Consider the following 13,101-nt stretch of genomic DNA (forward strand, 5'->3'; position numbering starts at 1 on the left):
CTAAAATATAATCGACAATAAACAAGTACAAGGAGGTGTTTGACCATGGCCACTATCAGTTTTGACCGCGAGATACGCGTGCGGCCGGAGGATATGGATCGGTTTTTGGATGCAATAAAAAAGCCGCCAAAGCATAAGTTTGTCGTGTATGATATTGAAAAAGAGATGAGAGAAAGTCGAAGGTTATTAGAAAATGCCTTTCACTCCGTTGAAAACTCTGCAAGAAAAGATACCGATTCAGACGATTGAACAGGCTTTCTCGCGATTCTCATGCAAAAGAGATATGGATATAGAGAGCTTTTTGAAGAATCGAGCCATACAATTTGAAGAACTGGCAAAAAGCAGGACATATTTCTTTATTGACCAGAGCGCAGCGGAGAACAGAGAAATTGAAATATGGGGCTTTTTCTCAATCGCCCCGCAGATTCTGCATTTGCCGGAAGGATTGTCGATCCGAGCCAGAAAGGAACTGGACGGATTTTCCGGGAAGATTCACGGGGAAAAGATTTCTGTCCTGCCGGTCATGCTCATCGGTCAAATTGCAAAAAATGATCAATATGAAAACGTCATAACGGGAAAAGCGCTTTTAGCGCACGCATTGACTGTCGCTCAGTCAGTGCATGAGATGATAGGCGGCAGGATCGTTATGGTTGATGTAAAGTCGGATGCCAAGGGCTTAATAAGGTTCTACGAAGAGAACGGCTTTGTGCTGATCTCGGAGGATCCCGAGACGGGGCTGTCCCAGATGATCTATATGCTGTGTTGATACAATCTAAAAATAAGACACCTTGACGGAGTTTTTCGTCAGGGTGTCTTATTTTTGTCTGCTCTTCGTAAAAATTGCCAAAGAAGAAACAACGATTCAAAAAATAGGAAAATTACATTTGTGTTCACAGCCCCTATAATAGAACCAGAAAACGGAACAGTAGATCACCAGATCACCAGACACAGAAAGGGGCTTTCACCATGAAGATCGGCATCATCGGCGCGGGGCGCATCGGTAAGGTTCACATCCGCAACATTTCGCTCTTTGTTCCCGGCATGGAGATCAAGACGGTCGCTGACCCGTTTGCGAATGACGAGACGGCGGCGTACGCGAAGCAGTTCGGCATTCCAAATGTGACGAAGGATGCGGCGGAGATTCTGAACGATCCTGAGATCGAGGCAGTCGTCATCGCGTCCTCCACGGACACGCATGCGAAGTACATCATCGAGACAGCACAGGCGGGCAAGCATATCTTCTGTGAGAAGCCGATTGACTATGACATTGCGCGTGTGCATGAGGCAATCGACGCGGCAAAGACGGCGGGCGTGAAGCTGCAGATCGGTTTCTGCCGCCGCTTCGATCACAACCATCGCGCGGTCTATGAGATGGTACGCGCAGGCAAGGTTGGTGAGCCGCATCTCATCCGCATCAGTTCGCGTGACCCGGAGCCGCCCCCGATTGCTTATGTGAAGGTATCCGGCGGCATCTTCTACGATATGATGATTCACGATTTCGATATGGCGCGCTTCCTTGCGGGCGATGAGGCGGAGGAGGTCTACGCCGCAGGAGCAGTGCTCGTGGATCCTGCCATCGGGGAGGCGGGCGATGTGGATACCGCCGCCGTCACGGTAAAGTTCCGCTCGGGTGCGATTGCGACGATTGACAACAGCCGCAGGGCAGTCTATGGCTACGATCAGCGCGTGGAGGTCTTTGGCTCGAAGGGCGTTGCGATGAACGGCAACGATGTACCGAACACGGCGACGTTCGCGGATGCGGCGGGCACGGTCGGCGGCACGGCGTTCCAAGTGATGTGGGATCGCTACGAGCGCGCGTTTGTCGAGGAGATGAAGGCGTTCGCGGAGGCGGTCGAAAATGATGTGGAGACGCCGGTGACAGGGATGGACGGACTCTATCCCGTACTGATGGCGGCGGCTGCGACGAAGTCACTGAAGGAAGGCCGTCCGGTGAAGATTTCCGAAATTGAGTAAGGAGGCGGGAGCGATGAAACGCTGTGCATGTATTGATACGCTCTATACGGAGCTGCCGTTTGAGGAGCGCTTTGCCGCCGCCAAGGCGGATGGGTTCGAGTCGGTGGAGTTCTGGGACTGGCGCATTCGCGATCTCGACCGCGTAAAACAGGAAGTCGACAAGACGGGAATCGTCGTCAGCGGGTTCAACGGCGATGCGGACTACTCCCTCGTCGATCCGACGCACAAGGAGCAGTATCTGGCGGCTCTGCGGGAGTCGATGGAGGCGGCGAAGAAGGTCGGCGCACCGACGGTGACAATCCACTCGAACGCGCTCGGCGAGGGCGGCGTCGTGGTGAATCACTATACGGAGCTGTCGGACACGGTGAAGCTCTGCTCTATGTACGATACATTGCTCGCTGCGGTGAAGATTGCGGAGGAGTACCAGATTCGCATGAACCTTGAGGCACTGAACATCAAGGTGGATCATGTCGGGAACTTCCTCCAAACGACGCAAATGGCGGCGGAGATCACGCGCCTCATCGGTTCACCGTGGCTCAAGGTGCTCTTTGACGCCTACCACATGCAGTATAATGAGGGCGCACTATCGTATCAGATTGAAACGTACTTCGATCAGATTGGGCACATCCACATTGCAGACTGTCCGGGGCGGCATGAGCCGGGCACGGGCGAAATCAACTATTCGTCCATTTACAAGCTGCTGGATCGCCTCGGTTACGTGTACCGTGTGGGGTACGAGCTGTTCCCAGAGACGGATACGAAGACTGCCGTTGCGGCGATTATGAAGGACTAAGACGAGAGGAGGACGCTCATGAGCACGCAGCAGGCTGTTGCCGTCCCCACAGGGGCGGGCAACGAACGACTTTCATGGTTCACACGCATTTCCTATGCGCTTGGCGATACCGCGACGAATATCGTTGCGGGCGCAATGACGATTCTCACATTCTTCTATACGGACTATGCGGGGGTTGCGCCGACGATGGTCGGTCTCGTCATGCTCCTCTCGCGTATCTTTGACGGGATGTCCGACCTCTTGATGGGCTTCATCGTGGAGCGGACGAACTCCCGCTGGGGCAAGTCGCGCCCGTGGGTGCTCTGGTCGAGTGTCCCGTTCTGTATCTCGATCGTCCTCATCTACATGGTACCGCAGGGGTCGGATTTCCTGCAATTCGTCTATCTCTTTATCACGTATAACTTCTGCAACACGATCTGCTACACGGCGCTGAATCTTCCGTACGGCTCGCTCTCGGCGATGATGACGCGCATCTCGCACGAGCGCGACATGCTCTCGATCACGCGTATGGCGCTCTCGCCGATCGGCAAGATCATCTCCATCTCTGCGACATTGCCGCTCATCAAGATGCTCGGCGACAATCAGGCGGCGTGGATCAAGGTCATGGCGATCTGGGCGGTGCTCGCGTTCTTCCTGCTCCTCCTCTGCTTCTGGAAATGTGAGGAGAAGGTCGTGATCGAGGCGCGTGAAAAAGGTCCGAGCATCCCCGTCAAGAAGGCACTCAAGTGCCTCCTGATGAACAAGTATTTCTGGATGGCGATGACGATCTGGATGATGCAGTGTATTATCCAGATGGTGACAGGAACCCTCCTGCCGTACTACTGCAAATACATCTTCAACGATGGCTCATTGTTCAGTATTCTGCTGCTCCTCGAGGTGGTTGTCACCATCGTCTTTACCCTGCTCTTCTGCCCCACGCTTCTCAAGCGGTTCGGCAAGCGCAATATGTCCATCATCGGTGTCTCGGTCGCGCTCGCGGGGCATCTCATCTACTGCCTGAATCCGCTTGATTTCAACTGGGTGGTCTTCAGCTGTGTGATCCGCGGTATCGGCTTTGCTCCGCTGAACTCTGTCATCTTCGGCTTCCTCGGCGATGTCGTGGAGTACGGCCAGTGGAAGTTCCATGTGCGTCAGGAAGGTCTGATCTTCTCCGGCGGCTCGGTCGGCTACAAGGTCGGTACGGGCGCGACGGGCGCACTCATCACGGCACTCATGTCGTGGTCGGGCTACATCGCCTCGAGCACGGCGGATGCGGTACAGCCGCAGTCGGCAATCGACATGATCGTCCACATGTATGAGTTGGGCATCATCCTGATCTGGGTGATCCTGCTTGTCGTCCTCTTCTGCTACAAGCTGGATAAGCTCTATCCGACCATCATGAAGGATCTCATCGAGCGCGAGGCGCGCGGGGAACTCTGATTCCTTGAAAATGACGTTTTCGAAATCCCCCGAACACATGCTGTTCGGGGATTTCCTGCGCTCTGTGTTATAATAAATCCATCGATGCGAAAGGGGGCTGCCCATGGCAATATTCGGAACGCTGCGTATGAAGACGTTTGTCGCCGTCATGTTCGTCAATTTTCTCGCTATCGCGCTGATTGCGGTGTTCTTTCAGCAGCGCGCAACCTCATTTTTCGAGGAAGAGTATGCGGACTCCCTCTATGGCGGCATACACATCGGCGGCAAGGCACTCGACGAGGGGTTTCAGACGGTCTACCGCCTTGCGCTTGAGGCAAGCTTTGACGCGCGTATACGGACACTTGCGGAGGCAGGGGATGCGGCGGCGCTGCAGGAACTGTCACTGCTCCTGCAGCAGTACAAGGCACGGAGTCCTCTCGTCGACGCCGTCTATTGCTACCTGCCCGCGCATGGGATCCTCGTCAAGGCGAACGGCTATCGTCCGGTCGCACTTCTGCCGCCGGAAGAACGTGCTATGTGGGCGGAGACGATTGCCCGGCAGACGGGGCTGCGCCCTCTGGCGGCAGAGGATGTACTCGGCGCCGCACGAAAGAAGGTCTTTCTCTATCATGCCGCCGTCCACAGCGGAGATGCGGTGATCGCCGATCTCACATATACCGTTAGTGAACGCGGACTATACTATGCGTATCTCGATGATTTCAGCAGGGATGCGAGCCGCGATGTCCTGCTGCTCGATGGGGCTCAGCGCATCGTGTCGGGCAGCCGTCTGCCCGATGCGGCAGAGACGGCAGAGATCGGGGCGCTCGTGCAGGATGCTCCGGCAGGACGGGGGAGCGCACGAATTGACGGTGAGCGCTGTACCATCGCGTGGGCAGAACTCCCCTTCTCCGGCATGACACTCCTGCTCGTGGAAAAACAGGATCGTCTGCTTCACCAGATCCTGCTCATGCAGCTGATGACGGTGCTCTGTGCGCTCGTCATCGCAGCGCTTTCCGCCGTCTTTCTGTATGCGGTCTCGGCGCGCATCAGTGCGCCCGTAGAGGAACTGGCGGAGACGATGAAGGCGGTCGGCAGAGGTGATCTCGATGTGCGCGCTGCGGTGCGCGGCAAGGATGAGATTGGCTATCTCGCCGCTGCGTTCAATCGTATGCTCTCGCATATCGAGAGCCTTGTGGAACGGTTGGCGGGGGAGCGCGTCCAAAAGAAGGAGGCGGAGCTGAAGGCGCTGCAGTATCAGATCCGACCGCATTTCATCTACAATACGCTGAATGCGATCCGTCTCGCGGCACTGATGCAGGGGGCGAAGAACATCGCTGCGCTCCTTGGCAGCTTCATCGAGGTACTGCGTGTGAGTACGAACCGCGAGGGCAGCTTTGCTCCGCTCCGCGATGAGATCGCGACGCTCCGCAGCTACATTGCTCTGCAGGAGTTCCGCATGATGGACGTGTTCTCCGTGACGTTCGACCTTGCACAGGAGAGTCTCGCATGCTGTGTACCGCGTCTCATCTTGCAGCCACTCGTGGAGAACAGTATCCTGCACGCGCCGTCGGAGGAACGCCCCTCCTGCCGTATTGTCGTTCGCTCTGTGGTCGAGGGAGATGTGCTGCGCCTCACGGTGGAGGACGATGGACAGGGGATGCGTGTGGACGCGGTGGAGCGGATGGCGGGCGCAGATGCGTCTTCCCCCGGAGGCATGTCCGGCGTGGGGGTTGCAAACGTGCGCGAGCGTCTGCGTCTCTACTACGGCGAGCGCGGTACGCTGCAATATGAGAGTGATGGCTGTTCCTATACACGCACTATTATCATGCTGCCTGTTTCGTATGATATGGACGAATACGGGAGATAGGAGGTGTATGATGAGCCGTTGGATTGTGCTTGGCGTTTGGGTAACCGTCGCGTTTCTTGCCGCCCTTTTCTACGGGCAGCTGAATTTCTCAGCGCGTTCTCTGCCGCAGGAGTACAAGGTGGGGGTCGTGCTCAAGGCGATGGACAGCGAGCATTGGCTTGCCGTGCGCTCGCGTATGGAAAACACCGCGCGTGAAAAGGGGATGCGGCTCATCGTCATGGCACCCGAAAATGAAGCAGCCTACGCAGAGCAGGAGCAAATCGTACGGGATCTCCTCGCGGCGGATGTGGACGCGCTTGTCATCGCTCCCGTGGACATTGATCGAGCGGACGTGTATGTGGGGATGGCGGCGGAGAGGGCGGTGCCGCTCCTGACCATCGATGAGAAAATCACGGACGTACCCTATATTGGCTCGGACAACTACGCCATCGGGCAGATGGCTGCGGCGTACATGGTGGAACATATTCCGGAGGGGGGGACGGTCGGCATCCTTGCAGGGGTCGCGCAGCAGGACGCGCATCGACAGCGCGTCGCAGGCTTTCGGGACTATGTGCGAGAGCATGGCGGTCTGCGCCTCGTTGCAGTTACAATGGATGCAGCACAGTATCGGGAGGCGGCGCTGCAGACGGAGCGCATGATCGAGGAGCATCCGGATCTCGCTGGACTGTTTGTCACGAGCGCGATCATGTCGCTCGGCGCGGTCGATACGCTCTCCGCGCACGCGGCACATCCCGTCCTCGTCGGCGTGGACACGCAGAACGATGCGCTGCGCGCGCTCCGCGACGGGCGTATGGATGCCATCATCTCTCAGGACGGAAACGATACGGGGCGCGCGGCGATTGAGGCGGTGTCCGATGCCCTTGCAGGGCGCACGATCCCTGCCAACAGTTATATTACAAATGCGCTCATCACGGCGGCGAATGCACAGGACTATCTGCTGCAGGAGGACTTCTGATGAAAAAGATCGTGATTGCGGATGATGATTTCCTCGTACGAACCTACTTGAAGCAGATGCTTCCATGGGAGGAGATGGGCTTTGTCGTTGCCGGCGACGCGAGGAATGGCAAGGAGGCGCTGACTCTTGTGCAGCAGGAGCAGCCAACCCTCCTCATCACGGATATATGTATGCCTGTGATGAACGGCATCGACCTCATCAAAGCGCTCAAGGCGGCGGGCAGTCCTGTCCATATTCTCGTACTGAGCTGTCATGATGATTTTGCCTATGTGAAGGAGGCGATGCAGCTCGGCACCGACGACTACATCCTCAAGACAGATCTGACACCGGAGAAGATGGAGGAGTTCCTAAGCCGCTGCGTGCAGGCAAGTGAGGGAGAAGTGTCGGAGACGCTCGGCACGGACGATCTCGTACGCATTGGACGCGGGAAGCTGCGGCAGGACTTCTTTGCCGCCTTTACACGCGGTGTGGGGGAAGATGAATTGCGTGCGCTGGCGCGTGCGGGCGGGATCGATCCGGAGATTCAGCTCGCAGGGGCGATGCTCATTCACATACGGGACTGGGGACGGCGCCGGCAGGAACTTTCGTCGGACGGATTCGCGTCATTTTGCCGTGCGTTTCACGATCTGTGCCGTGATCTGTGCGGCCGGGACGGAACGGTGCTGCGCATGGAACTCTTTCAGCCCGTCGAGGAGGCGGCAGACTGGGGGCTGCTTGCGGACTACACGCTACGCGGCGGCTCCGCGCACGCCGATCGGGCGCTCCAAGAGATGGCGGCAAAGCTGCGGCACATGATGGAACGCTATCTCGGTGTGGAGACGATCATCGTCACAGCTGCACCCGTACGCAGCTTCATGGCACTGCAGGATGTATGGCAGCGCCTCTATGCGGAGCGCGATGCACTCTTTTATGAAGCGCCCGGCTGTATTTCGGCACAGACGTTGGTGCCGACGGGGGCGGTCGGGGCGGTGCACGAGGATGCGCTTACACGTCTTGTGCAGGCGGTGCAGGAAGGCAGTGCGGAGGAGATTCGGGCAGAGGAGGAGGCTTTTTTTACCCTTCTTCAAGTGCAGCGGATCGCGCCGCAGGAACTTGAGCGCCTGCTTCGGGAACGACTGGCGGGCTGGGAGGGTGGAGCGTTCGAGATGTCCGTGCAGCTCCGTGCGGTACTCGGCGCGTGGCTCACGAAGAAGGGAGCGGAACATCGGCTCCCGCATCCTGCGATCCGCAGTGCTCTGCGCTATATGGAGGAACACTGCCATGAGGAGCTTTCTCAAACGGAGGTTGCCGATCATGTACACCTGAATGCGGCGTATTTCTCGACGCTCTTCAAGAAAATGACGGGGATCAGCTTCAGCGAGCATCTTGCACGTCTGCGCATCGGACGTGTGCAGCAGCGGCTGCGCGCCGAGGACGGGCGCATCAAGGACATCGCCGAGGCGGATGGCTTCGCGGACTATCAGTATTTCTGCAAGCTCTTTAAGCGTATTGTCGGCATCAGTCCGGGGAGCTATCGGCAGCGGCCGAACGCATGAAAAAGTTCCCCGTCTTGCGGAATATATCCGCAGTGCGGGGAACTTTCTGTTTCTGAGGGTTAGGAAACCACTGATAATTCAGCTTACGTCCCTTAGTGCATCTTTTTCCCGCACTTCGGCGGAAAATCCTCCACAGAGCATCGCTCTGCGCCCGGTTTTCCACCTTGTTCGAATAAAAAATCTACACCAATCGGAGAGGCTGCTTTCTCAGCGCTTCCTTTACTCTCCTTGACAGAATTCGACGTAGCTGAGGATGAGGTCGGCGGCCTTCTCCAGCGGCACGCGGCTCGTGTTGATCGTGAGGTCGAAGTTCAACGGATCGCCCCACGTCTTGCCCGTGTAGAAGGAGTAGTAGTTCTTGCGTTTGTTTTCGATCTCGTTGAGCTGTTTGAGGCTCATGCCGCCGTAGTGGGTCTGCGCACGCCTTGTGCGGAACTCATCGTCGGCACAGATGAAGAAGGAGTAGACGTCGGGCTGTCCCGCGAGGACAACATCGGCGCAGCGGCCAAGGAAAACAGCACCCTCACCCTTTGCCGCGATGGCGCGGATGATCTTGCCCTGCTCAATGTAGAGCTGGTTGTATGCGGGCACGCGGTCGAACGACGCTGTGCTGATCGCACCGAGACTAGCTTCTGGCACCGAGTAGGAACGGTTGATGACCTCCTCGATCTGGTCGCCGGCACCAAGGCTCTCCGCAGCCATGGCGACGACCGTCTGGTCATAGCGCTTGACGCCCATCTTCTCCGCGAGGAGACGTGAGATCTGACGGCCGCCGCTGCCGAACTGGCGGCTGATGGTGATAACGGTGTTTTTTCTCATGTGTATTACCTCCTTCTGCTCATTATACCGCATTCTTTGGGTCGCGCGCAATCAGATCACGCATAATTGTCGGATAAAATTTGTCGACATCCTCGCGGCGGGGCAGTACACGATGCAGGGGGAGACGCTGCACTCCCATCGCATCGACCGTATCCTGACGGCGCCAGTCTAAGCGACTCCTGCAGGCGACGGAGGACTCCATCGAGGCGATCGCGGATGCCTGCGGTTTTAAGGAAGCACTGATAAATTCAGCCCCGTCATCTTAGCGCATCTTTTTTGCCCGCACTGTGCCCTAGAATCCTCCACATAGCCCTTGCAGCGTTAGGTTTGCCTCCTTGTTCGGACGAAAAATCTACGCCAATCTAACGGACTTCATTTTATCAGCGATTCCCTTATTTTGAAACTGATTCGGACGGGATCGCACAGCGACCTCTTTTGAAAGACGCACAAAAAGACACGACAGATGTGTTTCTGCCGTGCCGTTTTTATGCGTACTTTTTAGTTGTAGAAATCAGGTTTTTCCTGTGCGGGCTTGATCTCCTCGATCGCGCCGCTCTTCTGCGCGCGGACGAGGGCATCCGCCGTGATAGCGGCGAGGTAGCCGTCCCATGCGGTAGGCCCGTTGATGACGCCGGCGGCGGCATCGTTCACCCAGCCCTGCACCTCGGCGTCGTAGGCGTCGTGGAAGCGGACGAAGCAGTCGGTGTCGATCGTGGTCGCGACCTTTGCACCCTTGCGCACATCGGGGTAGGAGGGCTGCGCCATCTTGAGCGCGCCGTCCTCGCAGACGACTTCGCAGTTGATGTCATAGCCGAACTTGCAGTTGACGAAGACCTCATCGTCGACGCAGATACCGCTCTTTGTGCGCAGGAGCATGATCTGCGGATCCTTCAGATGTGCCGCTGCCGCGCCCGTGACGCGCGGGAAAAGCACCTGTGCGGAGACGAAGTCGTCGTCGACGAGCCAGTGAATGACGTCGATCTCGTGAATCGCCGTGTCGTGCACCGCCATCTCGGTGGTGTAGCTGTCGGGCACGAGCGGGTTGCGGTGCGTGCAGTGGACGATGAGCGGCGCGCCGTACTCGCCGGACTTGATGGCTTCCTTGATCTGCAGATAGCCCTTGTCATAGCGGCGCATAAAGCCGAGCTGGATGAGGTGCTTGCCGCTCTTTACCTCTGCGTTGATCACTTCGAGGCAGTCCTCTGCGGTCGTGCAGAGGGGCTTCTCACAGAAGATGCGCTTGCCCGCGCGGATGGCGGAGAGCAGTGCGTCCTTATGCGCAAAGCCCGGAGTGACGATGAAGACGGCGTCGACATCGGGGCAGTTGATGAGGTCGTCCGCATTCTTGAACTTCTTGCAGCCGGAACCCGCAATCGCTGCGCCCTGATCGAGCAGCTGATCCACCATGTCGGCGACGGCGGTGACGGTCGCACCCTGTGTGCGCTCCGTGAGGCGTTTGATGTGGTCGCGGCCCATGCCGCCGCAGCCGATGACTCCAACTTTCAACATAGGTAGTTCCTCCTCGTTTGTTCTCTGGAACATGTTACGGAATCTTTCAAGTGTGAGCCCCACGCAGAACCCTCGTTGCGCAAGCGGTCGTGTGCTCATCCGCCTAAATACCTGCGGATTCCAAACGCGCTTCGCTTGGACGATTAAAATCCGCAGGGGGCGGGTCGCACACTCTTCGCCGCCTGCTCCACTAGGGTTTGCTTAGGGGCATCACATGTCTGCCCCATAACATTCATAGAACCCTTTTTGTCAGAAATTGCGCTTGATAACAGCGTCGACCTTTTCCTTGCCGATGCGGTAGACATCCTCGGGATCCATCCGGTAGTATTCGGGACGGAAGAGTTCGAGCGATACGGCATCCGCCGCCCAGCCGATCTTCTTGAGCGTCTGGAGGATGTCGTCGAGCGGGATGCAGCCCGTGCCCGGCCAGACGCGATCCTCGTCGAGCAGGGAGCCGATGGGGAAGTCCTCCGTGTCGTTCAGATGGACGATGAAGATCTTCTTGCCATCTGCCTGCGCGAGATCCTCAAGGCGCGAACCCATGCCGTAGAAATGGAAGCAGTCGACCGTAAGACCTACGTTGTCCCTGTCCACATCCTGAATGATCTTGTACGCCTGTGCAAAGGTGTTGATGGATGCCGCAGGATGGCCGAGGAACTCGACCGAGATGCGCATGCCGTACTCTGCCGCAATCGCGCCCATCTCCTTGAGACATTTGACGGCGGAATCGTGGATCTCCTGCATTGTGACCTTCTTCAGCTCGACGGTCGGCACCGTGATGACCGTCGAGCAGCCGATCACCTTGCCCCACTCGCACATCTGGCGCAGCTCGTCGAGTACCTTTGCGTAGTCCTCGGGACTGCGGTTGTTGAAGAAGCACAGGGTGTTGAAGGCAAGCGGCTCGAGCTTGTGCCTCTTGAGGTCGGCGGCAAGATCCTCGATCGTGTGGTTCTTGAGATAGTTCGGGATGCCGTCCATCGTGCGCGGTTCGATCATGTCGAATCCGTACTTTTCGCAGAGTTCCATGTCTTTCGCGAGACTGGATTTCTCCAGGCAGGTCGCCTGATTCATGCTGATCTTCATAGTCTGTGCTCCTTTTTTCAGATGATGAAAACCAATGATAAGCTGTCCACTTCTTATCGTGATTCTATTGTAGTGCAGGTGCGGCATTCGCGCTTTCCCGTTTCTGTCTGTTTTTTCGCAAAAAAAAGAGTGCAAGCCATGGAACTTGCACTTTTCTGCAAAAGGGGAGGCTGCAAGGGACGTTCCGTGTGCCGCTTTCGGCACACTAGCGGCGACGCTCCTGCCCTGCGATCTCGCCGAGCTGCTTGTATTGGTTCATGCCGACCTTGTACTTGCGGTAGCTCTGCGGGGACATCCCTGTGAACCTCTTGAACTGGTTGTTGAAATAGCTGATGTTGTCATAGCCGATGCGCGCGCTGACCTCCGTGATGGAGAGATCCGTCGAGACGAGCAGCGCCTGCGCCTCGCCGATGCGGCGGCGAATGATGTACTGGATGGGCGCGAAGCCAAAGCGCTTCTTGAACTGATGAGCAAGCCCCGAGGTGCTCATGTGGACACGCGCGCTGAGCGTTTCGACAGACAGCTCCTCCATAAAGTGACGATCAATATAATCCTTGAGCGCGATGAAGAGGCAATCCTTTTCGCGTACGGGTGCGATTGGTTCATGCGGCAGCTGATAGAGGAGAATTTGCAAAAGTGTTACGAGGAGGGAGGCGGTGACGGCGTCGCTGTCCGCGTGCCTGTATTGCACCTGCCCATAGAGGATGCGGAAGAGGGAGCGGAGCGTCGGCATGAGGTTGCCCGCATGCAGAAGCGGCGCGGTCGTTTCGGGCAGGAGAAAGTTTTCGGGCAGTCCCTTCAGCTGCAGTCCCTTGATGCCGCAGTTGTAGAACCACAGCCCCGTCGCGGGATCTGCACTCTCGTCGTGGAGGACACCCTGATTGTAGACGAGGACATCGCCGCGCTGCACGTCATACATACGGCTGCCGATGCGGATGTGTCCGCGCCCCTGACAGATCAGTTGGAGTTCGAGGTTGTGTTCATGCCGGTGGAAGGCGGAGGGCATGAGTGTTTCCTCGCGGTCATTGTAGCCAATGTAGATGAGGCGGAGTGCCTCGCCGAACGCCGGCGGGGGCGGCAGCTTTTTTGCCGCCTTGTAGTAGAGGATCGTCATGGCACAGCACCTCGCTTTCCATTGAATAATATCAGTATAGCACAAAAAATCTGC

Annotated in this window: 13 protein-coding genes; 8 read left to right on the forward strand and 5 right to left on the reverse strand. The window is 57.3% G+C overall.

Features of this window, described 5'->3' with window-relative positions; translation table 11 throughout:
* The first annotated feature begins 45 nt into the window (after positions 1-45).
* From C8273_RS02595 to C8273_RS02630, 8 genes are all read left to right on the forward strand, one after another.
* Entirely contained in the window at positions 46-249 is a 204-nt protein-coding gene (locus tag C8273_RS02595) for a hypothetical protein (protein ID WP_106626259.1), read from the forward strand.
* Positions 209-766 carry a GNAT family N-acetyltransferase gene (locus C8273_RS02600; RefSeq protein WP_159060730.1) on the forward strand — a complete coding sequence of 186 codons (558 nt, stop codon included), beginning with the start codon at positions 209-211 and terminating at the stop codon, positions 764-766. Before C8273_RS02595 ends, C8273_RS02600 begins: the two co-directional genes overlap by 41 nt.
* A gap of 200 nt (positions 767-966) precedes the next feature.
* The gene (gene iolG, locus C8273_RS02605; protein WP_106626261.1) at positions 967-1,974 is read left to right on the forward strand and encodes an inositol 2-dehydrogenase; all 1,008 of its coding nucleotides are present in this window, start codon (positions 967-969) and stop codon (positions 1,972-1,974) included.
* A 13-nt stretch (positions 1,975-1,987) separates the two neighbouring features.
* Positions 1,988-2,767: a TIM barrel protein gene (locus C8273_RS02610; protein ID WP_106626262.1), complete on the forward strand. Its 780-nt coding sequence runs from the start codon at positions 1,988-1,990 to the stop codon at positions 2,765-2,767.
* Positions 2,768-2,785: 18 nt separating this feature from the next.
* Complete coding sequence (locus C8273_RS02615; protein ID WP_106626263.1) at positions 2,786-4,186, forward strand: MFS transporter; 1,401 nt, start codon at positions 2,786-2,788, stop codon at positions 4,184-4,186.
* A 103-nt stretch (positions 4,187-4,289) separates the two neighbouring features.
* Positions 4,290-6,032 carry a sensor histidine kinase gene (locus C8273_RS02620; RefSeq protein WP_106626264.1) on the forward strand — a complete coding sequence of 581 codons (1,743 nt, stop codon included), beginning with the start codon at positions 4,290-4,292 and terminating at the stop codon, positions 6,030-6,032.
* A 10-nt stretch (positions 6,033-6,042) separates the two neighbouring features.
* Positions 6,043-6,987, forward strand: a complete 945-nt coding sequence (locus C8273_RS02625) for a substrate-binding domain-containing protein (protein WP_159060731.1) — start codon at positions 6,043-6,045, stop codon at positions 6,985-6,987.
* Positions 6,987-8,522 (forward strand): response regulator, encoded by a 1,536-nt coding sequence (locus tag C8273_RS02630; RefSeq protein ID WP_106626266.1) that lies wholly within the window; start codon positions 6,987-6,989, stop codon positions 8,520-8,522. Before C8273_RS02625 ends, C8273_RS02630 begins: the two co-directional genes overlap by 1 nt.
* Before the next feature lie 219 nt (positions 8,523-8,741).
* Here the strand turns inward: C8273_RS02630 and C8273_RS02640 are convergent, their stop codons facing one another.
* The 5 genes from C8273_RS02640 to C8273_RS02660 all read right to left on the reverse strand — a co-directional run bounded on the left by C8273_RS02640 (position 8,742) and on the right by C8273_RS02660 (position 13,047).
* Positions 8,742-9,347, reverse strand: a complete 606-nt coding sequence (locus C8273_RS02640; RefSeq protein WP_106626826.1) for a cytidylate kinase-like family protein — start codon at positions 9,345-9,347, stop codon at positions 8,742-8,744.
* A 16-nt stretch (positions 9,348-9,363) separates the two neighbouring features.
* Complete coding sequence (locus tag C8273_RS12970; RefSeq protein ID WP_159060732.1) at positions 9,364-9,543, reverse strand: hypothetical protein; 180 nt, start codon at positions 9,541-9,543, stop codon at positions 9,364-9,366.
* 296 nt (positions 9,544-9,839) lie between these two features.
* A complete protein-coding gene (locus tag C8273_RS02650; RefSeq protein ID WP_106626267.1) occupies positions 9,840-10,850 on the reverse strand; it encodes a Gfo/Idh/MocA family protein in 1,011 nt (336 codons plus the stop codon).
* 249 nt (positions 10,851-11,099) lie between these two features.
* Positions 11,100-11,933: a sugar phosphate isomerase/epimerase family protein gene (locus C8273_RS02655; protein ID WP_106626268.1), complete on the reverse strand. Its 834-nt coding sequence runs from the start codon at positions 11,931-11,933 to the stop codon at positions 11,100-11,102.
* A gap of 205 nt (positions 11,934-12,138) precedes the next feature.
* The gene (locus C8273_RS02660) at positions 12,139-13,047 is read right to left on the reverse strand and encodes a helix-turn-helix domain-containing protein (protein WP_106626269.1); all 909 of its coding nucleotides are present in this window, start codon (positions 13,045-13,047) and stop codon (positions 12,139-12,141) included.
* Positions 13,048-13,101: the final 54 nt, after the last annotated feature.

The organism is Candidatus Centipeda massiliensis, assembly GCF_900290285.1.
In the GTDB taxonomy this organism is placed as follows: Bacteria; Bacillota; Negativicutes; order Selenomonadales; family Selenomonadaceae; genus Centipeda; species Centipeda massiliensis.

Coding starts and splice junctions, on each gene's coding strand:
- C8273_RS02595 (WP_106626259.1), top strand. CDS start 46: ATGGCCACTATCAGTTTTGACCGCGAGATACGCGTGCGGCCGGAGGAT.
- iolG (WP_106626261.1), top strand. CDS start 967: ATGAAGATCGGCATCATCGGCGCGGGGCGCATCGGTAAGGTTCACATC.
- C8273_RS02610 (WP_106626262.1), top strand. CDS start 1,988: ATGAAACGCTGTGCATGTATTGATACGCTCTATACGGAGCTGCCGTTT.
- C8273_RS02615 (WP_106626263.1), top strand. CDS start 2,786: ATGAGCACGCAGCAGGCTGTTGCCGTCCCCACAGGGGCGGGCAACGAA.
- C8273_RS02620 (WP_106626264.1), top strand. CDS start 4,290: ATGGCAATATTCGGAACGCTGCGTATGAAGACGTTTGTCGCCGTCATG.
- C8273_RS02625 (WP_159060731.1), top strand. CDS start 6,043: ATGAGCCGTTGGATTGTGCTTGGCGTTTGGGTAACCGTCGCGTTTCTT.
- C8273_RS02630 (WP_106626266.1), top strand. CDS start 6,987: ATGAAAAAGATCGTGATTGCGGATGATGATTTCCTCGTACGAACCTAC.
- C8273_RS12970 (WP_159060732.1), bottom strand. CDS start 9,543: ATGGAGTCCTCCGTCGCCTGCAGGAGTCGCTTAGACTGGCGCCGTCAG.
- C8273_RS02650 (WP_106626267.1), bottom strand. CDS start 10,850: ATGTTGAAAGTTGGAGTCATCGGCTGCGGCGGCATGGGCCGCGACCAC.
- C8273_RS02655 (WP_106626268.1), bottom strand. CDS start 11,933: ATGAAGATCAGCATGAATCAGGCGACCTGCCTGGAGAAATCCAGTCTC.
- C8273_RS02660 (WP_106626269.1), bottom strand. CDS start 13,047: ATGACGATCCTCTACTACAAGGCGGCAAAAAAGCTGCCGCCCCCGCCG.